This is a genomic window from Coprococcus aceti (assembly GCF_025567285.1).
Lineage (GTDB): Bacteria > Bacillota > Clostridia > Lachnospirales > Lachnospiraceae > Coprococcus > Coprococcus aceti.
In genome coordinates this window covers 227,743-250,108 of sequence record NZ_JAOQJT010000004.1, presented here as the reverse complement: position 1 = coordinate 250,108, position 22,366 = coordinate 227,743, and the positions used below count along the sequence as shown (strand labels likewise).

Genomic DNA, 22,366 nt, shown 5'->3' with positions numbered 1-22,366 from the left:
GAAATCATACTAGCTTGTATTTTTCCTAACCATCTTTACTGTTATTGGTTTGTTGGATCTTTGATATCATCTCTGATCCGACGTTCTTGAAATTCTTGTTTGGAATTTCAGGGTTGTCATGTTGTTAATTTTTCAAGGTTCTCTATGTTTTCGCCTCTCAGCGACAACTTCTAAATACTATCACATTCATTTCTTAATGTCAACAACTTTTTTCATCTTTTTTCAAGCTGTTTCATCTCGTCTCACGCGACAGCTTTTATAAAATACCACCATCATTTGGCAAAGTCAAGCACTTTTATTGAATTTTACACGAAATAATTTTGGCCACAATACCAAATGATACTGTGGCCATGCTCACCGCTATTATCGTGCTTTATATGATTGAATATTTTCTTCTATATATACTCCAGTGCCTGCTGTATATTTGCGACACCTACCACCTTCATGTCTCCAAGGTCTTTCATCTTCTTCACATTGTCCAGATTGGATCTCGGTATGATACAGGTCTTAAATCCCATCTTTGCGGCCTCGCGTACTCTCTGCTCAGCACCTGACACTCCACGCACTTCGCCTGAAAGTCCCATCTCTCCAAACATGACCATATCAGAAGGTATGGCACGGTTCTTGAAGCTTGATACAAGAGCAAATACTATTCCCAGATCTGCCGACGGATCATCAAGGCGCATACCTCCGGCTATATTCACATATGCATCACAGCCCGCCATAACTATGCCGCCTCTCTTCTCAAGAACAGCAAGCAAGAGATTTACCCTGTTGTAGTCGAGTCCCACACTTGTTCTTCTTGGCAGATTGAAGCTTGACTGGCACACCAGAGCCTGGATCTCAAGCAATATCGGTCTTGTTCCTTCCATTGTACATACTACTACAGACCCGGATGTGTCATCAGGTCTTCCATCCAGCATAAGCTGTGACGGATTCTTCACCTCTGCAAGTCCGGTTCCCTTCATCTCAAATACACCGATCTCATTTGTCGAGCCAAATCTGTTCTTTACTGCACGAAGGACTCTAAACCCGGCATTACGCTCGCCCTCGAAATAGAGAACTGTATCTACCATATGTTCAAGGGTTCTTGGGCCTGCCACGGTTCCCTCTTTGGTAACATGTCCTACTATGAATATGGCGATCCCTGTCTGCTTCGCCATCCTCATGAGTCTGGCTGTAACTTCCTTTACCTGGGATACACTTCCCGGTGCAGACTCCACGTCATCCGTAACTATGGTCTGTATGGAATCTATAACAATGACCTTTGGAGTGTCCTTCTTGACATACTCCTCCACATCCTCGAGATTGTTGACACAGAGAAGCAGCATATCCTTTGTAAAATTTCCGATACGCTCTGCCCTCATCTTTATCTGTGAAAGGGACTCCTCACCTGACACATAAAGTATCTTCTGTCCCATCTCTGACATATTCCTGCACATCTGCAGCAATATGGTGGATTTACCTATACCCGGATCTCCTCCAACCAGCACAAGGGATCCGCTCACTATCCCGCCGCCTAATACTCTGTTTAATTCGCCTATTCCTGTGGTAAAACGCGTCTCGTCGGTGGTCTCCACCTCCAAAATGCTTGTAGGCGCCACGACAGCCCTTCTACCGGACTGGCTCTTGGCGCCTACTGTCACTTTCTCCTCGCAAAATGAATTCCACGCTTTACAGCCGGGGCACTGCCCCATCCATTTTGTCGATTCGAATCCACATTCCTGGCAAAAAAACACCTGTTTTCCTTTTGCCATAAATATCTCCTGTGTATGCTATATTAGTCAAATGCTCTCTTAACATCAACCTTGACTGGTCTGCCCTCTTCAAGATCTACGCTTATGCTCATCTTGCCACCGAGGTTGGTCTTGTTCTTGCCGACATATACATCGTCTACGTGAACCTTGTACTCTGTCTCAGGCTCAAGCTCAAGTGTGATGGACGCATTCTCTGGTCCCTCAACTACAAATGTAACATCGTTCTCATCAGCCTTGAAACCATGTACTGCTGTTCCCGGTACTGACTCATATACGAACATTCCGTTCTTCTCAAGCTTTGTGATCTCGTTGAAAGTCTTTATCTTGTAGATATCTCCCTGGAACTCAAAACCGTCCTTCTTGGTCTTTGCTCCAAGCTCATAATTACCGAATTCCAATGACTCCCCCTGTGCATTTATCAATTCATTTACTACTGACATTGATCTTATCCTCCTGTTGTTGTTGTATGATCTGAACTCTATCGCAATAATATCCTGATATATATCAATAATCTCTGTATACTATCCGTTAGTGATTTTCATTATACAGTAATGCATCCTTTTTTTCTACAAAATTATGCATTTTCACCAATATTTCATATTAATTTCTACTGCTTAATTTTCCGCACTTTGCACTACTGTATATCATGCTCACATCACAAATATCTAATCCGACATCAATCCTCTGTCTTTTGTTTCGCTGTAAGTGATATTTTCTCAGTGGTTTTCCCGTCGGCTTCCTTCTTTTTCTTCGTTGACACTGTGACTGTATCACCTTTTTTGACATCACCTCTAAGCATCGCCTCCGCAAGCACATCCTCCACATATGTCTGGATAGCCCTTTTGAGTGGTCTTGCTCCGTACTTCTTGTCATAGCCTTTTCCAAAGATATATTTCTTTGCATGGTCGGTGAACTTAAGCTCAATATCCATCTGTGTCTGGACACGGTTCTTAAGTTCCTTTAACATAAGTCCGGTTATATCCTTTACATTTGCCTCGCTCAGGGCATGGAACACGATTATGTCGTCTATTCTGTTCAGGAACTCCGGCTTGAAGGTTCTCTTGAGCTCATCCATTACATTGCTCTTCATCTTCTCATGTTCCTTTGTCTCATCGCTTACCGTGACAAATCCAAGCTGCTTAGGGTCAACTATACCCTGTGCCCCTGTATTGGAGGTCATGATTATGATGGTGTTCTTGAAATCCACCTTTCTTCCCTGGGAATCCGTTATGTGTCCGTCATCAAGTACCTGAAGGAGAATGTTGAACACATCGCTGTGAGCCTTCTCTATCTCGTCAAACAGCACAACAGAATACGGATTGGTCCTGACCTTCTCACTGAGCTGTCCGCCCTCCTCAAAGCCTACATAACCCGGAGGTGAACCTATCATCTTGGACACGCTGTGCTTCTCCATGTACTCCGACATGTCAACTCTTATCAGGGCATCCTCACTTCCAAATACTATATCTGCAAGAGCCTTGGAAAGCTCTGTCTTACCGACACCTGTAGGTCCGAGGAACAGAAATGATCCCATCGGCCTCTTCGGATCCTTAAGTCCGACTCTGCTTCTCTTGATAGCACGTGATACGGCTGTAACAGCCTCCTCCTGGCCAACTACCCTCTTGTGAAGTTCACTCTCAAGGCGTTCAAGCTTCTTTGACTCCTTCTCCGTGAGCTTGCTCACAGGGATCTTGGTCCACACGGACACAACATCCGCAATATCGTTCTCCTGAACTGTGATATTTCTCTGGCTGGAAGACTGCTTTCTTGCATTCTTCTTTGCAAGCTCCTTCTGTCTCGCGCTCACCTCTGCCGCCGCCTCTATATTGCCAGCCATGAGTGCCTTCTCCAGATCGTCGTTGAGCGTTGTAAGCTCAGCCTCCACAGCCTTTTTCTTCTCATAATTATGTCTGTCCGATGAGAATCCGAGCCTCTTTCTGGAGCATGCCTCATCCATAAGATCTATGGCTTTGTCCGGCAGGAATCTGTCTGTTATATATCTGATGGACAGATCCACCGCAGCTTCAACCGCATCATCGCTTATATCGACATTGTGATGCTGCTCATAGCATGGTCTGAGTCCCTTGAGTATCTCCACTGCCTCATCCCTTGTAGGCTCATCCACGTACACCGGCTGGAATCTTCTCTCAAGGGCCGCATCCTTCTCTATATACTTCCGATATTCGTTCAGAGTCGTAGCACCTATCATCTGGATCTCGCCGCGTGACAGGGACGGCTTCAGTATATTGGACGCATCTATTGCACCCTCGGCACCGCCTGCCCCTATGAGTGTGTGAAGTTCATCCACAAACAATATGATATTGCCATCCGATATGACCTCTCCGATGACCTTCTTTATCCTGTCCTCAAACTCTCCTCTGTACTTGGAACCGGCAACCATGCTTGAAAGGTCAAGCGAAAGAAGCCTTTTACCCTTTACAGTATCCGGCACTTCATCGTGGGCTATGAGATATGCTATGCCCTCCACAACAGCAGTCTTTCCAACACCCGGCTCTCCGACCATACATGGATTGTTCTTCATTCGTCTGCTGAGTATCTGCATGACTCTCTCTATCTCTTTTGTACGTCCGATGACCGGATCCATATTGCCCATCCGTGCTTCCTGTGTCAGATCTCTGGAATACTGATCCAGTGTAGGTGTGGATGTCTTGCTCTTATTTCTCGACTTTTTCAGTGCTGCATATTCTCTCTTTACCGTATTCGCATCGCTTCCACAGGCCAGAAGTATGTCTGTGTACACCTTCTGGATATTTACATTCTCTGATGCCATAAGCTTTACAGCTACACAGTCTGTCTCCTTTATAAGTGCCAGAAGGATATGCTCTGTTCCCACCTCCTGGGAATTGAGTCTTCTCGCCTCATACTGTGAGTCATCGAGAATCCTTCTTGCGCTCATCGTATATTTGTCTCTCTCCCCTGTGACTACTCCACCGGGTTCCAATGTATACTTCAACGCATCTATGATCTTAACTATATCCAGACCATTCTCGTTCAGAATACTGTACGCTGTTGTATCTGCTACAGATGCCAGTGCAACGATAAAATGCTCGCTTCCGACAAAATTCTGTCCAAGCTTCCTCGCCACCCTGTTTGCCTCTTTTATAACTATGTCAGATTCTTTGCTGTACGGTAATTTCATTCAGTCCACCTCAAATCTAAATAATCTAGGATTTTATGCGCTTCATTATAGCATATATATTACAGGAATACAAAAGAGGTTTTGAGACAAATTCTCTCAAAACCTCTTCCGTAAATATATATCTATAGATTACTGCTCGTCTATAGCCTTACCTATATCATGTCTCATGTACTTGTTGTCAAATGTGATCCACTCTGTCGCAGCATATGCATTCGCACGAGCCTCGAAAAGATCCTTGCCCTTTGCTGTAACACCGAGTACACGGCCGCCATTTGTCACGATCTGATCACCGTCAAACTTTGTGCCGGCATGGAATACAAAGTAGTCATCCTTGCCGTCAAACTTCTCAAGTCCATGTATAGGATAGCCCTTCTCATATGATACAGGGTATCCGTCTGATGCAAGAACTACGCACACTGCCGCATTGTCCTCAAACTGAAGATCAACTTTATCAAGTGTTCCGTCGATACATGCCTCCATGACATCGATAATATCATTCTTCATACGAGGAAGAACTACCTGAGCCTCAGGATCGCCAAATCTTGCATTGTACTCGAGAACCTTAACACCATTTGGTGTCATCATGAGTCCGCAGAACAGAACTCCCTTGAACTCTCTGCCCTCTGCCTTCATGGCAGCCATGGTTGGCTTGTAGATGTTCTCCATGCAATACTCGTCTATCTCTTTTGTATAGAAAGGACTTGGGGAGAATGTTCCCATTCCGCCTGTGTTGAGTCCCTGATCTCCATCCTTTGCTCTCTTATGATCCTGTGCTGAAGTCATAGGCTTGATCGTTGTTCCATCACAGAAGCAAAGGACTGATACCTCACGTCCTGTCATGAACTCCTCTATTACCATGGTATTTCCGGCCGAACCAAAGTGCTTGTCAAGCATGATCTCCTTGACGCCTGCCTTTGCCTCCTCAAGGTCATTACATATGAGAACACCCTTGCCGAGTGCAAGTCCGTCAGCCTTTAAAACTATAGGGAATGTGGCTGTCTCAAGGTACTTGAGCGCTGAATCGGCATCTGTAAAGTTCTCATAAGCCGCTGTAGGTATGCCATACTTCTTCATGAGATCCTTGGAGAACGCCTTTGAGCCCTCTATGATTGCTGCATTTGCACGAGGTCCGAATGCTCTGATACCGGCTGCCTCAAATGCATCGACCGCACCTGCAACAAGCGGATCATCCGGCGCAACAACAACCAGATCGACTGCCTTATCCTTTGCAAATGCAACCAGCTTGTCAAAATCCATCACACCTATATCAACGCACTCTGCAAGTGCTGCGATACCTGCGTTGCCAGGTGCACAATATATCTTGGATACTTTATCACTCTTTGAAATACTTGTAACTATAGCATGCTCTCTTCCGCCGCTTCCTACTACCAATACTTTCATGGATATTCCTCCTAATCTTCTACAACTGCAATTCCATCTTCAACATGTACTTTGCCATGGGCGATCTTGTCTATAACCGCAGGCAGAAGCTTCCACTCAGCCTGTTCCATCACACGCTGCTGCAGAGCTTTCGGTGTATCACCATTCTGTACTGCAACTGCCTTCTGCATGATGATCGGACCTGTGTCAGTGCCTTTATCTACAAAATGGACCGTAGCTCCCACTACCTTGACACCTCTTGCAAGGGCTGCCTCATGAACTTTAAGTCCATAGTAGCCTGTTCCGCAGAATGCCGGTATGAGTGATGGGTGTATGTTGACTATCTTATTCGGATATGCATCTATCACTATCTCAGGTATGACCACAAGATATCCTGCGAGAACTATAAGATCCGCTCCGGTCTCCTGAAGCTTTGCGAGAAGTGCTTCGTTGAATCGAGCTCTGTCCGCGTAATCCTTAGGGCTTACGACCTCCGCTGCTATTCCCACCTTCTTCGCCCTCTCAAGAGCAAATGCATTCTTATTGTTGCTTATGACCGCAACTATCTCCGTATCTGTTATGACTTTATTATCTATGGCATCTATGATGGCCTGAAGATTGGTTCCGCCGCCTGATACCAGAACTGCAACCTTTAGCATAAGTCTACTCCCTTTTCACCAGCTACAACTGTACCGAGAACAAATGCCTTGTCGCCGGCAGCTTCTATAGCTGCAATAGTCTTATCTGCATCTGCAGGGTCTATAGCAAGACACATACCAACTCCCATGTTGTATGTGTTGTACATCATATGCTCATCTATATCGCCTTTCTTTGCGAGAAGCTTGAATATAGCCGGTACCTCATATGAATCCTTCTTAACCTGAGCACGAACTCCGTCTGGAAGCATTCTTGGGATATTCTCATAGAATCCACCACCTGTGATGTGACTGCATCCCTTGATCGTAATGCCTGCATCCTTCACTGACTTGAGAGCCTTTACATAGATTCTTGTAGGCTCAATAAGTGCCTCACCGAGTGTCTTGCCAAGCTCGTCGTAATATGTATCAAGAGATTCCTTTGTCATCTCGAAAACCTTTCTTACAAGTGAGAAACCGTTGCTGTGCACTCCACTTGAAGCGATACCTATAAGTGTATCTCCAGGCTTAATGCTCTCTCCTGTAATAAGATCCTTCTTCTCAACAACACCTACTGCAAATCCTGCAAGGTCGTACTCATCCTCAGGCATAAGTCCCGGATGTTCTGCTGTCTCACCACCTACGAGGGCAGCTCCTGACTGGTTGCATCCCTCTGCAACGCCGCTTACTATAGTTGCAATCTTCTCAGGATAGTTCTTGCCACATGCTATATAGTCAAGGAAGAAAAGTGGCTCTCCACCAGAGCATGCGATATCATTCACACACATTGCCACTGCGTCGATTCCGATGGTGTCATGCTTGTCCATAATATAAGCGAGCTGAACCTTTGTTCCGCATCCATCTGTTCCTGACAGAAGTATAGGCTCTTCCATATCCTTGATCTTAGCGAGACTGAAAGCTCCTGCGAATCCACCAATTCCGCCAAGTACCTCGGGTCTCATGGTTGTCTTGATGTGCTTCTTCATAAGCTCCACAGACTTGTATCCAGCTTCAATATCTACTCCGGCATTCTTGTAATCCAATTTCTTATCCTCCTGTTATCTGTTTTGTACAAGGTGCACCGGCACCTTTTCAAATATTCCAATAAATTATAGATTATATCGAATACTTTGTAAAGATTGAGATGATTACAAATTGATAATGTGGTGAACGTGTGGTATAATCACAATATATTGTGATTATAGCTATCCGCAATATATAACAGTCGATTATACTACAGCAAAAGCAGTTACTAAAGGAGCACCCGCATGACCAACAACAGATTGAACATCGGTATTTTTACATGTCATATTGATAACGATTACGCAACAGAGGTTTGCAAAGGAGCTGAATACGCAGCAAAGGAACTTGACTGCAATCTCATCGTATTTCCGGGCATGTTTCTGAATGCCTCCTTTTATGATCCTGCCAATCAACTGTATGATTACCAGTATAATTCGATTTTCTACTATGCACATCCTGAGTGTCTGGACGCACTTATCATCTCCGTCGGAGCTATATCATCTCTGTTATCGGAGAAGGACATGAATTCTTTCCTTTCCCATTTTGATGGAATACCTATCCTCACACTGGAGGAGAAGCTTCCGGGATATCCATGCATCAGAACAGACAATTCAAAAGGAATGAGGGATGCCATAGAACATCTCATAAAAGAACACAAGAGAAAGCATATATGCTTTGTTGCCGGCAAGGAGGACAACACCGACAGCAATCTCAGGCTTAAGATATACAGGGAGGTTCTCTCTGAAAATGGTCTTGGCGTTGAGGATCGCATGATAATACACGGCGACTTCGCGGAATACTGTCAGGAGGAGACTGCACAGCTTCTGGATGCCAACCCTGATGCGGATGCCATCGTATTTGCAAATGATCACATGGCAATAGGCGGTTACGCAGAGCTCAAGGCCAGAGGAATACGCATAGGAGAAACCATGTCGGTCATCGGTTTTGACGATTCACCATCTTCAGTCAACATGGATCCACCACTCACAACAGTCAATATCAATTCCTGTGAGCTCGGTTTCCGTGCAGTGTATGCGGCGGTGAGACTTGCCCAGACCGGCAACATGAAATCCGAGGCTTTGGATTCCCGACTTATAAACAGAGTGTCCTGCTGCTGTCATCTGTGCACAGAAAGTGACCTGATGAAGGATGGCAGACATTTGCTGGATCTGGATATACCAGACATCATCGATATTCTTGATGGCCGTCTCTTCGGTGAGATTGCAGATTCATTCTACGCATCCAAGGTCATGTCCGCCTACAACAGGATACTCATTGATATAGTATCCGTGATCAAGAGCGACATAGATACGGAGTACCCACAGAACAAGATCATCGATGAACTCAAATGTATTCTCGAATCTGACCTGACCGATTTTTATTCTGTCCAGAAAACAGCATACATGTTCCGTGAACTGGCTTCCATCTTCTCAAGCTGTAAATTGTCTGCAGCCAAGAGTCTCCAGTTCAACAGACTTAACACGACCATAACCAACACCATATCACTCTTCATCTCGAATCAGCTTTACAACACGATATACGAGAACAAGATGATGGGCTGGTCATCAATATACATAACCCGTGACACCCTGACATACGGCGAGGATCTTGGCAAGACATACACATCCATCCTCCACAAGCTTCAGGGGCTGAATTACGAAGGAGCTTACATTTACACCTACGACGATCCTGTGCGCATCACAGACACGGGAAGCTGGATCGTTCCAAAGTCAGTCTTCCTTCAGGCTTTCTTCAACCCGAACAATTGTCAGGTGCTTTTCGGAGAGTCTAGAAGGGTTCCTTCTATAGAGATTTTTGACAACGAATATACATACTATGACAAGCGTTTTACATCCGTCATAGTTCCTATATTTACTAACGAGGATCAACACGGAGTGTTCATATGCAACACAGATGTGGCTCACTTCAGTTCCATATATTCCACCAGCCTGCAGCTCGGTGCAGCACTGAAATATATGTCGCTGCTCCGTGAGCAGAACATCACGCAGGAACAGCTCAGGATGTCTCTGAACGAGATCCACGAGAAGAACGAGCTTCTGAACCACCTGTCGACATCAGATGAGCTGACGGGTATATATAACAGACGTGGATTTATGGAGCGGGTTGAATACTATATCAACATTCCGTCAAACTGTGGAATGAAGGCCATACTTCTCTTCGCTGATATGGATTCACTGAAAGTTGTAAATGACAAATTTGGACACAAGGACGGTGACTTCGCCCTCAAGAACATCGCGAACATCCTGTCCCAGAGTTTTGGTCCACATGATGTCATCGGTAGAATAGGCGGCGATGAGTTCGTATGCTTTGCATTTATAGACGACTCCGATTACGTCACCGAAGTGCAGCGCAAGATCAAGGATTTCTCAGCCGAGCTGAACGCAACCTGTGGCAAGCCATACTTCATAGAGATGAGCGTTGGTGTTACTGAATTTGTCTGCGATGGAGAACAGACCATCGAGGATCTACTCTCACAGGCCGACACGGCACTTTACTCAAACAAAAGATACAAGAGAATGTCCATACTGAAGTAATCTTCAGTATCAGAACAAAGATATATACATAAAGAGAGACAGATATTTATTTCGACTGAAATAGATATCTGTCTCTTTTTGTCCTATAAGTCTTTTTTCATAATCGCCAGGCTGTCTATGCCTGATCCAGCGCTTCATTGAGCTTCTCTGTTCCCGGCAGGACAAATCTGCCCTTCTCGATGATCGGAACTTCAGTTCCATCCGGATGAACGGAATATATTCCTCCTATCTCATCGTAAGGTATTGTTATGTCTGTATGGCAGTTGAAATACGCCTTTGACACATCTGTTTTTCTCAGAATAGAACACTCATTGTCCTTTGCCACGATCTCCTTGCCATCAGGATTGTGGAGCACATTTTCCTCACTCCAGCTATAGCATGTATCTCCCACAGCAAAATGCGGTCCCATCTTCTCAACTATGAGGATAGGCAGTTTATACACTATGTCATATTTGTTTGCCATGACGTATGCTGTCGTATTTGTTCCTATTGCAAACTCTCCTATAGGAAGTGTATCCCTTCCGCCCAGAATATTCTCCTTTATATACGCCTTGTTCTTCTCCGTATCCGGATAGTTGTCACATGTATAGTCCGCTATTTTTCCATCCTCAAATGTAAGCTTGAGATTCACATATTTCAGGCCGTCCAGGAATACTTCACTTACGTTTAATATTCCGTGGGTTCCGGTGAGCTTCGGTGAAGTGAACACCTCTCCAACAGGTATATTCACATCGGCTACGCAGTTCTCAAAGTTGGTCTCCTTCGATGGATCTGTCATCTCGTGCATCATAACGGTCATATCAGTCACATTTGATCCCTGACCGACAACCCTCACGTGTTCAGCCTTATCAAGCTCATCTATCATACTCTGATGGATCGCCCTGAACAGATCATTGTCCAGTGTGTTGATCCTGACAGTATCCCTGAATATATCTCTGTATCTATCTCCGATCTCCGGCACAGGGTATGCTATTATAGTGAAGCTGCACTGATCCTGGGCTATATATTCATTTACGATCTGTGAACTCATTGTGCGGTATGAGATCACAGCCTCCTGCTGTTTCTTGTCGAGCACAGGATTCAGTTCACTGTTCTCCGGCTCAAATGGGTTCTCGCCGAACACCTCGACCACCGCAGGGCCCGCATATACTGAAGCCTCATAGGCCATATTCTTGTATGCCTGTCTGAGCACCTCCAGCTTTCTCTCCATGAGCTTCTTGTCCATGAAGAGTGCCTCATCCATCCTGTGATCGTACTCGAGCTGTCTGTTAGGAACGCTTGACGAATAACCTATCCTGTGTATAAGTCTCCTGTTGATCCTGTTTGCCGCATATCGGTAGCATATCGGCCTCAGACCCATCTGCTCAAACTGCAGTATCGCGGCTCTTATCATCCTCTCCTGTCCAAGGAAATATCGGATATTTACAGTTTTCTTCTTCGAGAGATCTATTCCGGCAGCCTCGAATCCCAGTCTGTAGCCCTCGGTGAATGTTCTTGCCATGGCCTCTATCTCTGAATCCGGCAGGGTACTCATGAAAATCGCCGTGTCGATCTCATTTTTTCCAACATACTCTCCATATCTGTACAGATACGTGACATCGCCCAAATCGCTGTTCATAATGATATCCGTCGCAAATGTGAGATCAGGGTCAAGCTGCTCTCTTATCCTGTACGTGATCCAGAACTCGGCATAATCGTTCTCAAAATAATACACAGCGGATTCCAGATCCTTCACGGAAAAATCATCCTGAAACATGAAATATATCTGGACAAACAGCTCCGCAAACAAAGTTATGTCAACCACTCTGCCCTCAAATGCGTACACTGTCATTCCTCTTATCTCGTTGTACACAAACCCCATAAGCTGGGCGATGCGCTTTATCTCCTCTTTGTCACGGGTGTAATCCTTTGAAAACTCACCCATGATATATCTGTAATTTGCATAGCTTCTATTGTAGTTGTCTCCCAATATGTCATTGTACAGCCCATGGTTCATCGCCTGAAGCTGATCAAGGCTCCTGTCTGGCAGTGCGTCATTTTTTACCAGTTCCAGAACATCTCCTATTCTAGCTATAAATCCGGCAACATGACTGAAATAATCTCTGTACGGCTCCTTTACCAGTGATTCATGGATTATCTGTCTCACACGTTCCATGATAAGCTCATAGCGTTCTTCTATATCATCATATTCTTCTGTAAGATTCTTATAATAATTCATCGCATGCCCTTTCTATAATCCCATCAATAAAAATATAACAGACGCTCCAAGAACTATAACATTAAGTATGATCGCCATCTTCTTGTTTGTTATACCTCCGTTGTCCGCCCTGTAGCCTATGGCCGAGAATATCAGGCCTGTAAATGCCATCAGCATCGCGCTGACCATGAGGACTCCGTACACCCTCTGTACCTTTCCCTGGGTAAGTATGGATTTTATGATGGATATGACCACAAACACTCCGCCAAATCCGCCCAGAAAGTATCCAATTATGGTGTCCGTCGGCAGACCCGGTGTCGAAACTTTGAATTCCTTACTTCTTTGCATGATATCTCCTGATAAGTTTTGCTGTAACGTAATATATACAATATCCTATGACTCCACCAAGCGTATTCATGATGATGTCATCGATATCGAACACACCCAGTTTGGTTATGTACTGCACCGTCTCTATGACAAGTGTAAATCCCAGAGAGTACAGCAGAGCCTGTACAAATGTCGTGTTCTTATTTCTCGCCCATCTGAGCAGCATACCAAACGGTATAAATGCGATTATATTGCCATAGAGATTCAGAAATACACTCATTGGCGACATCTGATCCCCGTATGTGATAAACCGCTGTATTTCCTGCAGAGGGTGAAGATTGTATCTGCGTTCATCATATCCCCCTCTGCCAAACATATCGCTGAAAATAAGAAAGTAAACGATACAGATTATATAAAGCACAAACAACACAGAGCACACAGCCCTGAGTTTTTTTCTATCTATCTGCTTCAAAATATTACTCCTGTCAGGACAGGTCTGCAACTTTACGCATCTCCATTATTCTGTCAAGAAGCATGTCTGCACACTCTTCCTTTGACATCATCGGAAGTTCACTGATACTGTCCCTTGTAATGAGAGTGAGAACATTGGTATCAACACCAAATCCCGCCCCTGCGACCTTTAAATTATTTGCCGCAATAAGATCTATATGCTTTGAATCTATCTTCTTCCTTGAATTCTCTATGAGATCCCTCGTCTCCATGGAGAATCCGCAGATGATCTGATCCTGTATCCCCTTTTCAATTCTCTGATTTCCAAGTGCAAGCAGAATATCCTTCGTTCTCGAAAGCTTGATGCTCATGTCTCCATCAGCCTTCTTGATCTTGTGTTCTGCCACCTCTGCAGGCCTGTAATCAGCCACCGCAGCAGCCTTGATGATCACGTCCTGCTCTGTACTTCTGTCCATGACAGCCTCGTACATATCCTGAGCCGATGTTATGTCAACCACATTGACAAATCTCGGCGGTTCTATCTCCACCTTGCCTGTGACCAGGGTGACGTCCGCCCCTCTGAGCATGGCCTGTCTGGCAATGGCATATCCCATCTTGCCTGTGGAGTGATTCGTTATATATCTGACCGGGTCTATGGCCTCACGGGTAGGGCCTGCCGTAACCAGAAGTCTCACCCCGGCCATATCCTTTTCTTTCGCTATGGCCTTAAGGATATAATCCTGAAGAACCTCCGCATCAGGGAGCTTGCCCTTGCCTGTGTCTCCACATGCAAGGTATCCAGTTGCGGATTCCACTATCTCATATCCATATGACTCAAGCTTCTTTATATTGTCCTGTACTATAGGATTCTCTATCATTCCGGTATTCATGGCCGGTGCTATGATCTTAGGACATTTTGCCGGCATAATCGTTGTGCTGAGCATATCGTCTGCTATTCCCCCCGCTATCTTGCCGATTATATTGGCCGACGCAGGTGCCACCATGAACACATCCGCCCTCTTTGCCAGTGCTACGTGCTCCACGTTGAACTGGAAATTCCTGTCAAATGTATCGACCAGGCATTTGTTGCCTGTGAGCGTCTCAAATGTGATCGGATTGATAAAGTTTGTTGCGTTCTCCGTCATGATGACATGCACATCCGCATGCTTTTTCACCAGCATACTTGCCAGATTGGCTATCTTATATGCCGCAATGCTTCCTGTGACTCCGAGAACTACTGTCTTCCCTTTTAACATACTGTGTATTTTATCCTTTCTTCAAAGGCTGTATTCTATAACTCAGCTATAAAGTTGTCAATCAGTCTCGCCTTGCCGAACTTGACTGCCATTGCACAGAGTACATGTCCTTCTGCCTTCTCTATGGACTGCATGGTATCCATGTTGACCATCTCTACATAGTCGATAGTTGCAAGCGGTTCAGCAGAGATGAGCTTCTTCATCTCACCAACGATCTTCGCTGCGTCTCTCTCTCCGTCAGCTATCATGTCCTGACCAAGCTTTACGGCCTTGCTGAGAACTACTGCAGCCTTTCTCTCCTCTGGTGTGAGGTAGATGTTTCTTGAGCTCTTTGCCAGTCCGTCCGCCTCTCTTATGATCGGACAGCCGACTATCTCTATATCAAAGTTCAGATCCTTGACCATTCTCATGATGATGGCAAGCTGCTGGGCATCCTTCTGTCCAAAGTATGCTCTGTCAGGTGTAACTATATTGAAGAGCTTTCCTACAACTGTACATACACCCTTGAAATGTATTGGACGTGTAAGTCCGCAGAGTGCATTTGGAAGTCCTGTCATGTTGATGAATGACACGAAGCCGTCTGCGTACATCTCCTCAGGCTCCGGATTGAATATGATGTCTGCACCTGTGCTCTCACAGAGCTTTGCATCAGCCTCAAGATCTCTTGGATAGCTCTCAAGATCCTCGTTTGGTCCAAACTGTATAGGATTTACAAATACGCTTACAACTGTTCTGTCGTTCTGCTCCACTGACTTCTTGATAAGACTCTGATGTCCCTCGTGAAGATAACCCATTGTAGGAACAAGACCAACTGTAAGTCCCTGCTTCTTCCACTCTTTAACCTGCGCTCTTACCTCATCTATCTTCTTTAAAATTACCATGATCGTTTTCTCCTTTAGTATAACTTCTCTATTACTTCATCGTCTATCTTGTATGTGTGCTCAGGGCCCGGGAATGTTCCGGCATTTATCTCATCGATATAAGCCTTAACCGCACCTCTCATAACATCGCCCACATTTGCAAACTGCTTTACGAACTTTGGAACAAAGTCTGAATACATGCCAAACATATCCTGATTTACAAGCACCTGTCCATCGCAGTAACGGCCTGCGCCTATTCCTATGGTAGGGATGCTTACTGTCTCTGTGACTATCTTCGCAAGCTTCTCCGGTACGCACTCCATTACGAGCATGAATGCGCCTGCCTCCTCAACAGCCTTTGCATCCTCTATGAGCTTCTTGGCTGCAGCCTCTGTCTTGCCCTGCACCTTGAATCCGCCAAATGCGTTGATGGACTGTGGTGTGAGTCCAAGATGTGCACATACAGGTATGCTCGCCTTGACTATGGCGCTTATCTGCGGACACATGTCCTGACCGCCCTCAAGCTTCACCGCTCCGGCACGTCCTTCCTTCATTATCCTTCCGGCATTGACAACCGCGTCATACACGCTTGTCTGATAGGACATAAATGGCATATCTGTGATAACAAGAGCATTCTTTGCGCCCCTTGCCACCGCTGCACTGTGATGTATCATATCATCAACAGTTACAGAGATCGTGTCCTCATATCCGAGGATAGTGTTGCCCAGGGAATCTCCAACAAGAATAGTGTTGACTCCTGACTCATCCACGATCTTCGCCATGGTGTAATCATACGCTGTGATCATGGATATCTTCTTGTCTGTTCCCTTCATCTGCCTGAGTGTTGCCGTCGTGTTCTTCATAATTAAATTCTCCTATTCCGTTCAGTAGATGTATCAAACCGCTATAATCTCTGTCCGGGTGCTTTCTCTCTGCCACCGGCACAAGGCATCTGGACACCGCAGCATATGCGCTCCGTTCATCTCCGCTCAATGCATTCAGATGCTTTCTCACAGTTTCTGTATCGCATCTCTCAACAGGCCCTGTCAGGCTGTCAACCGTTCCCCTGTCAGCCGCAGCTTTCGCATTGCCGAGGAACAAAGGCACTATAGCCCTCTGTGCCTCCTCCGCCGAGAAGCCGCACTGTGTCAGAAGCTCCTGTGAAACCGCCAGCAGCCCTGTTACCAGATTGCTTGCAAACACCGCAGCGCCGTGATACTTCACCTTGTCGGTACCATCAATGCGCACACAGCTATTGCCGAGGGCTCTTATGACAGAACATACCTTATCGACATGTCTGTCATCTCCCTCAACTGTAAAAAATGAATTGTCCAGTTCTTTATAGGATTCGTACTTTGAACTTATTGCATACATAGGATGAATCGAATAACCAAAGGCTCCCGCCTCTGTTATACCTGAGAAAATATCTGATGTCATCGCCCCACTGGCGTGACAAATGATCCTGCCACGAATGTCAAGATCCTTTATACTCTTCCACACCTCTCCTATCTGTCCGTCAGGAACGGTGAGAAAAATAATTTCACTATACTCACACAGCTGCTCCAGGCTGTCGTACACACAGGTCTCGGTAAACTCTGCTGCAAGCTCCGCACTCTGTCTGCTGGCGCTAAAATATCCACCAACCTCCAGGCACAACGCTCCATCCGTTTTCTCTCTGACAAGCTCTCTCTTCTCTGCGATATACCTGCCAAATGTGAATCCGACTTTTCCAGCTCCAATAAATCCAATCCTCATACAATCACCTGCTTAAATCTGTTGTCAGTATCCGTGTATGCGCTTCCTGTGGAAGCATGATTCAGGTACAGCTTCTTTCGAATACCATCCATCCAACATACTAACATTCCACTTTTTAATTGTAAAGTTAGTACTTAAACTTTTCTATTACTTCTTCGTTAGCTTTCATGGCAGCCTTTTCCATGTCTCTACGCTCATCCTGAAGCTTTAATCTGACTGCCTCGTTGTTGACACCGATTATCTGAAGGGCAAGATATGCAGCATTCTTGCTTCCGTTTATCGCAACTGTTGCAACAGGGATTCCTGAAGGCATCTGAACGATAGAAAGAAGTGCATCCATTCCATCAAGAGTTGCGCCTGAGAGAGGTACTCCAATAACAGGGAGAACTGTCTGTGATGCCACAACTCCAGGGAGTGCTGCCGCCATTCCTGCAGCTGCGATTATGACCTCTGTTCCGTTATTGTTAGCTTCCTCGATGAATTCTGAAAGTCCTGCGTGTGCTCTGTGTGCTGAAAGGCATCTCACATCGACCTCCACACCGTAATTCTTAAGAATTGATACTGCCGGCTCAACCTTTGGCAGATCACTTGTTGATCCCATGATAATTGCTACTCTCATTTTTCATTTCCTCTTTTCTTGTTTATTTATATTGCAGCGCAGGCTTATTTTGCCTGCGCACTTTATATAATGTTAGATACTGTTGAGATACTGGTCTATCATCTCACTGGAGGTCTGGTAATCTCCGGTTCCCACATACTCCTTAAGTGCAGTGAAGAACTCTGTGTCTATATCTCCGTAGGAGTACCTGTCAATATCACGTATAAGGTCCTCCACAGGTTCGCGGTCCCCCGCTCTCAAGAATGCCCTGAGCTCCTTGAGCTTGCTCTTGTTTATTCCATCCCGGACTTCCTTCTCAGCAGGCTCCTCCACATGATTTATCTTTGACATGTACTTGTCTATCTGCTTGAAGAAGTCGTTCATCATAGCTATAAAATCGCGGGTATTATCGCGGGCATACTGCTGGTTTCCGATATTTATCGCAGACTCCAGGTTGGCCGCCTTGCGCTCGATTCCGTAAGCCCCGATATTTGCACTGCTGCTCTTGATGTCATGGATTATATTTTTGTACTTTCTCACATCGTCGTCTATATATTTTCTGAGCTGCTGTACCTCTTCCCGGTACTCATCCCTGTAATTTCTGACAAATGTGTTAAAGGTTCTGAAGCTTCCACCCATGGCTTTGACGGAATCTTCCACGGACACAAATCTTCCAAGCAGGACTGCATCCTCCATATAGTTGATGTCATCATCGGACTGGGAAAGCTCTGTGTCTCTCTCCTTTATCTTGTCCTCCGATATATAAGTCCTCAGCATGGATTCTGCCTGATCGAGCTCTATCGGCTTAACTATGACATCGTTGAAGCCCGATGTGAGTATCTCCTCTCTGGATGTCTCGACCGTGTTGGCGGACAGCGCAATGATAGGCATCTTCTTGTACTCCTCACCGTCAAGATTTCTCATCTCCCTGACGGTATCCAGTCCATCCATGACAGGCATAACAGTGTCGATAAATACCATATCGTAATTCTCCACCATGACCTTATCAAGTGCATCAAATCCCGATGTGGCTGTGTCGCACGCCAGACCATATGTATCAAATATGGTCTTCTCCACCTGTAATGCAAGCTCTGAGTCGTCCACTATAAGTATGCGGGCATCCGGCAGCCACAGATGTGAATTGGCATTTCTTCTCGCCATCTCCTTGCGCTTTCTCTCATTGTAGTTGACATAACTATAATCAAACACTGACTGCTTGATGCTGAAGCGTATGGTCGTTCCTGCGCCATATATGCTCTCTGCGCTGATGCTTCCATCCAGCATACGCACAAGCTCCTTGGCTATGGCAAGGCCAAGACTGACTCTAAACATTCCTATATCTGATCTCTCATAGGAATCATCCAGCTCAAACAATGTTCCAAGTCTCTCTTCCTTAACTCCAAGTCCTGTATCCGATATCTTGAAGTCCAGATATATCTCATCGTGATCCCTGTCAAATATTCGGGATATCTCAGTCTCCGGTTCCTCTATGAGCTCCGAGAATTCACTGACTGTGTAATCCTCGGCCTCCGCCTCATCTACATCCTCGTCAGCTCTTCTGGCTATACGCCAGTCAATGTCTATGCTTATATAGCCCTCTTTTGTAGTATTTGCGGACCATGCAAATATGTTCTCAAGAATCTCTCTCACCGCCGTCATATCTCCTATGAGTCCGTTCGGTATCTTGTCCTCAATGCTGACCTTGAGATCGATGAGATCACTGTTCACCATGGACTTGAATTCGTCGGAGAGCTCATCTATGAGATCCGAGGCAAAATACTGCTTGTACTCCGGCTCTATGATGTCGTCCTTGAGGTTTGAAAGCTTCGATATTCCATCGGACATATCGAGTATCTCTCTTCCCGCAGCATACATGGCACCGTACTGTGCATACTCATCACTCTGGGTATCCTGACAGTTTCTCATGGCAAGCTCTGAGATGGCGATTATGTTATTGAGTGGAGTCCTTATCTCATGATTAAGATAGTTTACATAATCATTCTTTGCCTGATTGGACTTCTCCGCCTCCTCACTCTTCTTGCTGAGCTCTTCCACCTGCTCGTTCTGTCTTCTGAGAAGCTTGAAGATACTTCTCGCAACAGCTATTCCCACTAAGATAAGAAGAACTATAAATATCACAAGGAGCATCTTTGCCAGATTCGTCTCGAAAAAACCAAGTTCCTTGTCTATGACAAATGTAAGCGGCTGTTCACACTCCACGCCGTCCGCATTTTTTGCAGTTAACATAAAACGGTAAGTACCTCCCTCAAGATTGGTGTACTCGACTTCCATCTTGTCAGTTCCCGTGAGCGTTCTCTTCTCGCTCTCAAAGCCCTCAAGGTAATACTCCACTGATATGTCAGCACGGTTTACATAACTAAGGACTGAGAACTTGATAGTTATTCTGTTGGTGTTCTTCGGCACATCTATCTGTCCGTCCAGATCTGAGAACTGATGCTCAGTTCCATCCACCTCTATGGAGGCAATACGAACCCTAGGAGCTACCTCGTTCACATACTCTGAATTGAGATTTATCCTGCACAGCCCTTCATCGCAGCACACATACACAACGCCTGTCTTTGACACATAGTTGGTTGATTTCTCTGTTATGTTGGATATTATTCCGTCGTTCTTCGTAAAGCTTATATATTCAGGTGAGGCATTGCTCAGTATATCCTTCTCATAATATCTGTATAAACCTCTGGAACCAAACATCCACAGGTATCCCTGATCGTCCATTATGAGATCGTATATACCGTTGGTGTTATCCACGGTGGTGACCTGTCTGACGGTTCCCTCCTGATAATACAGACCATTGTCCGTTCCTATCCACAAACCGCTGCTTCCGCGGACCATACTTGACACAACGCTCATCTTCTGGGTATCATCCAGCTTCATCTTGCCGACAGTATAATCCGTGTCAACTATAAACACGCCAGCGCCGTTGGAACCGGCATACAGCTCGCCGGTCTCGTCTGCGTACAGGCTGATTATGTCAGGGTTATCAAGTCCATCCAGTCTCGATATGCTCTTTACGACATCATCGCCCTCTATCACAGATATACCGTTCTCTGTTCCAACCGCCACCGTTCCCGGCTTTATCTCAGTTATACAGTTCACGGCATTGCTTATAAGTGATGACTCTCCACGGCTGTAGCTCTTGTACTGCCAGTTTCGGCTCACCTTTATTACACCATATATCTTATATGTAGCTATCCACAGATGATCGTCCGAATCCACATACAGATCTCGTATACTTATACCGCTGAGCTTTGATACGAGCTCATTGTCCGCACTCATCACAAGCTTGCCATTTGAATCTACGATATACAGACCTTCATCAGTTCCTATAAACGTGTTGCCATTGTAGCTCGTCACACAGTTCACGATGGAGCTGTCTATGCCGTACTTCATGGTGACATTCTGGAACTTGCTCCTCTCCAACTGAAGAATACCTTTTCTGTATGACGTAAACCAGTAATTGCCCTCAAAGTCTATGATCATATCGCTCATCGACTCGTTAAAGCTCAGTCCCCCGATGGCTGTCACATTACCCTTTGATGAGATATATCCAACACCGTCATCGGCAAGCGCCCAGATGTTGTCGCCATCCGAATATATCTTGTTGATTCCGTGAAGGCTGCCCGTGTTGATGATCTCATTCTTGCCGTCTGTTCCTATCTTAAGGATGCTGTATCCGGCGGATCCATAATATCTGTTGCCATTCTCGTCAACATACAGTGAATTTATATCGTCGACCCTGTACTCTGACTTGTTGGTTATGGAGACATGTCTTTCAGGATCAACGGTTATCAAAATATCATTATTGGCTATTGCATACACATAGTCCCCATGTCCTGATATATTTCCCACGCTGAGTCCTGACACGACATCATCAGCCAGAGCTTCCGCACCGTCAGATGACAGACGAAATATTCCCGACGAGGCCGCTATCCACAGATTCTTGTTATCGTCCTCGTACATGGCGTTGATGGTCGACACACCCAGATTGTACATCTCGGAAACTCTCTGAAAGGTTCCGTTATCATACATGTAGAGTCCATAGTTGTCCGTTCCAACATACAGCTTCTCATCACTTGTGAGATAAATGCAGTTGATCGAATATTTCGTGGCATCCTCGTCACCGTCCAGTGAGAACAGTGTAAATTCACTTCCGTCATACCTGTAAAGTCCGTTGTCCGTACCTATCCATATGTATCCACTCACAGACTGGCACACACAATTTGCCTCTCCACTGTCAAACCCATCGGTATCGGAGAATGTCCTCTGGTTATAATTTGATGTAAAATCCTCATCTGCAAACACACTAAGCCGTGGCCACATCACTGTCGCCACGGCAAGTATTATCACGTATATGATAAGTTTCTTTTGATGATCTCTCATTTTTTCCTC

General features: G+C 45.4%; 16 protein-coding genes. 1 reads left to right on the top strand and 15 read right to left on the bottom strand.

Going from position 1 to position 22,366, the window contains the following annotated elements:
- Positions 1-395: 395 nt before the first annotated feature.
- The 6 genes from radA to purM all read right to left on the bottom strand — a co-directional run bounded on the left by radA (position 396) and on the right by purM (position 7,975).
- A complete protein-coding gene (gene radA, locus OCV54_RS07990; RefSeq protein WP_022216879.1) occupies positions 396-1,757 on the bottom strand; it encodes a DNA repair protein RadA in 1,362 nt (453 codons plus the stop codon).
- A 23-nt stretch (positions 1,758-1,780) separates the two neighbouring features.
- A complete protein-coding gene (locus OCV54_RS07985; protein ID WP_022216880.1) occupies positions 1,781-2,197 on the bottom strand; it encodes a hypothetical protein in 417 nt (138 codons plus the stop codon).
- A 236-nt stretch (positions 2,198-2,433) separates the two neighbouring features.
- Positions 2,434-4,917, bottom strand: coding sequence for an ATP-dependent Clp protease ATP-binding subunit (locus OCV54_RS07980; protein WP_055223411.1), 2,484 nt, complete (start codon positions 4,915-4,917; stop codon positions 2,434-2,436).
- Positions 4,918-5,046: 129 nt separating this feature from the next.
- Positions 5,047-6,318: a phosphoribosylamine--glycine ligase gene (gene purD / locus OCV54_RS07975; RefSeq protein ID WP_022216882.1), complete on the bottom strand. Its 1,272-nt coding sequence runs from the start codon at positions 6,316-6,318 to the stop codon at positions 5,047-5,049.
- Between the two features lie 11 nt (positions 6,319-6,329).
- Positions 6,330-6,956 carry a phosphoribosylglycinamide formyltransferase gene (gene purN, locus OCV54_RS07970; protein ID WP_022216883.1) on the bottom strand — a complete coding sequence of 209 codons (627 nt, stop codon included), beginning with the start codon at positions 6,954-6,956 and terminating at the stop codon, positions 6,330-6,332.
- The gene (purM, locus tag OCV54_RS07965; protein ID WP_022216884.1) at positions 6,950-7,975 is read right to left on the bottom strand and encodes a phosphoribosylformylglycinamidine cyclo-ligase; all 1,026 of its coding nucleotides are present in this window, start codon (positions 7,973-7,975) and stop codon (positions 6,950-6,952) included. The genes purN and purM overlap by 7 nt, the downstream gene beginning before the upstream one ends.
- A 225-nt stretch (positions 7,976-8,200) precedes the next feature.
- Between purM and OCV54_RS07960 the strand changes: the two genes are divergently transcribed.
- Positions 8,201-10,510, top strand: a complete 2,310-nt coding sequence (locus tag OCV54_RS07960; RefSeq protein WP_055223408.1) for a diguanylate cyclase — start codon at positions 8,201-8,203, stop codon at positions 10,508-10,510.
- Between the two features lie 115 nt (positions 10,511-10,625).
- Here OCV54_RS07960 and OCV54_RS07955 read toward each other — a convergent pair whose 3' ends face one another.
- The 9 genes from OCV54_RS07955 to OCV54_RS07915 all read right to left on the bottom strand — a co-directional run bounded on the left by OCV54_RS07955 (position 10,626) and on the right by OCV54_RS07915 (position 22,357).
- Complete coding sequence (locus OCV54_RS07955; RefSeq protein WP_055223406.1) at positions 10,626-12,728, bottom strand: aminopeptidase; 2,103 nt, start codon at positions 12,726-12,728, stop codon at positions 10,626-10,628.
- Between the two features lie 12 nt (positions 12,729-12,740).
- Positions 12,741-13,055, bottom strand: a complete 315-nt coding sequence (locus OCV54_RS07950; protein WP_055223404.1) for a hypothetical protein — start codon at positions 13,053-13,055, stop codon at positions 12,741-12,743.
- On the bottom strand, positions 13,042-13,506 hold the full coding sequence (locus OCV54_RS07945; RefSeq protein ID WP_055223402.1) for a VanZ family protein: 465 nt from the start codon (positions 13,504-13,506) through the stop codon (positions 13,042-13,044). The genes OCV54_RS07950 and OCV54_RS07945 overlap by 14 nt, the downstream gene beginning before the upstream one ends.
- 13 nt (positions 13,507-13,519) lie before the next feature.
- Complete coding sequence (gene coaBC / locus OCV54_RS07940) at positions 13,520-14,740, bottom strand: bifunctional phosphopantothenoylcysteine decarboxylase/phosphopantothenate--cysteine ligase CoaBC (protein WP_055223400.1); 1,221 nt, start codon at positions 14,738-14,740, stop codon at positions 13,520-13,522.
- A gap of 35 nt (positions 14,741-14,775) precedes the next feature.
- Positions 14,776-15,621, bottom strand: a complete 846-nt coding sequence (gene panC / locus OCV54_RS07935; RefSeq protein ID WP_015535078.1) for a pantoate--beta-alanine ligase — start codon at positions 15,619-15,621, stop codon at positions 14,776-14,778.
- A gap of 14 nt (positions 15,622-15,635) precedes the next feature.
- The gene (panB, locus tag OCV54_RS07930) at positions 15,636-16,463 is read right to left on the bottom strand and encodes a 3-methyl-2-oxobutanoate hydroxymethyltransferase (protein ID WP_015535079.1); all 828 of its coding nucleotides are present in this window, start codon (positions 16,461-16,463) and stop codon (positions 15,636-15,638) included.
- Positions 16,390-17,355, bottom strand: a complete 966-nt coding sequence (locus tag OCV54_RS07925; protein WP_015535080.1) for a Rossmann-like and DUF2520 domain-containing protein — start codon at positions 17,353-17,355, stop codon at positions 16,390-16,392. Before OCV54_RS07925 ends, panB begins: the two co-directional genes overlap by 74 nt.
- Positions 17,356-17,482: 127 nt before the next feature.
- The gene (gene purE / locus OCV54_RS07920; protein ID WP_015535082.1) at positions 17,483-17,974 is read right to left on the bottom strand and encodes a 5-(carboxyamino)imidazole ribonucleotide mutase; all 492 of its coding nucleotides are present in this window, start codon (positions 17,972-17,974) and stop codon (positions 17,483-17,485) included.
- Between the two features lie 72 nt (positions 17,975-18,046).
- Complete coding sequence (locus OCV54_RS07915) at positions 18,047-22,357, bottom strand: hybrid sensor histidine kinase/response regulator (protein WP_055146799.1); 4,311 nt, start codon at positions 22,355-22,357, stop codon at positions 18,047-18,049.
- Positions 22,358-22,366: the final 9 nt, after the last annotated feature.

Bases quoted from the DNA above. Each gene is read 5' to 3' on its own strand.
- radA (WP_022216879.1), bottom strand. From the start codon at position 1,757: ATGGCAAAAGGAAAACAGGTGTTTTTTTGCCAGGAATGTGGATTCGAA.
- OCV54_RS07985 (WP_022216880.1), bottom strand. From the start codon at position 2,197: ATGTCAGTAGTAAATGAATTGATAAATGCACAGGGGGAGTCATTGGAA.
- OCV54_RS07980 (WP_055223411.1), bottom strand. From the start codon at position 4,917: ATGAAATTACCGTACAGCAAAGAATCTGACATAGTTATAAAAGAGGCA.
- purD (WP_022216882.1), bottom strand. From the start codon at position 6,318: ATGAAAGTATTGGTAGTAGGAAGCGGCGGAAGAGAGCATGCTATAGTT.
- purN (WP_022216883.1), bottom strand. From the start codon at position 6,956: ATGCTAAAGGTTGCAGTTCTGGTATCAGGCGGCGGAACCAATCTTCAG.
- OCV54_RS07960 (WP_055223408.1), top strand. From the start codon at position 8,201: ATGACCAACAACAGATTGAACATCGGTATTTTTACATGTCATATTGAT.
- OCV54_RS07955 (WP_055223406.1), bottom strand. From the start codon at position 12,728: ATGAATTATTATAAGAATCTTACAGAAGAATATGATGATATAGAAGAA.
- OCV54_RS07950 (WP_055223404.1), bottom strand. From the start codon at position 13,055: ATGCAAAGAAGTAAGGAATTCAAAGTTTCGACACCGGGTCTGCCGACG.
- coaBC (WP_055223400.1), bottom strand. From the start codon at position 14,740: ATGTTAAAAGGGAAGACAGTAGTTCTCGGAGTCACAGGAAGCATTGCG.
- panC (WP_015535078.1), bottom strand. From the start codon at position 15,621: ATGGTAATTTTAAAGAAGATAGATGAGGTAAGAGCGCAGGTTAAAGAG.
- panB (WP_015535079.1), bottom strand. From the start codon at position 16,463: ATGAAGAACACGACGGCAACACTCAGGCAGATGAAGGGAACAGACAAG.
- OCV54_RS07925 (WP_015535080.1), bottom strand. From the start codon at position 17,355: ATGAGGATTGGATTTATTGGAGCTGGAAAAGTCGGATTCACATTTGGC.
- purE (WP_015535082.1), bottom strand. From the start codon at position 17,974: ATGAGAGTAGCAATTATCATGGGATCAACAAGTGATCTGCCAAAGGTT.
- OCV54_RS07915 (WP_055146799.1), bottom strand. From the start codon at position 22,357: ATGAGAGATCATCAAAAGAAACTTATCATATACGTGATAATACTTGCC.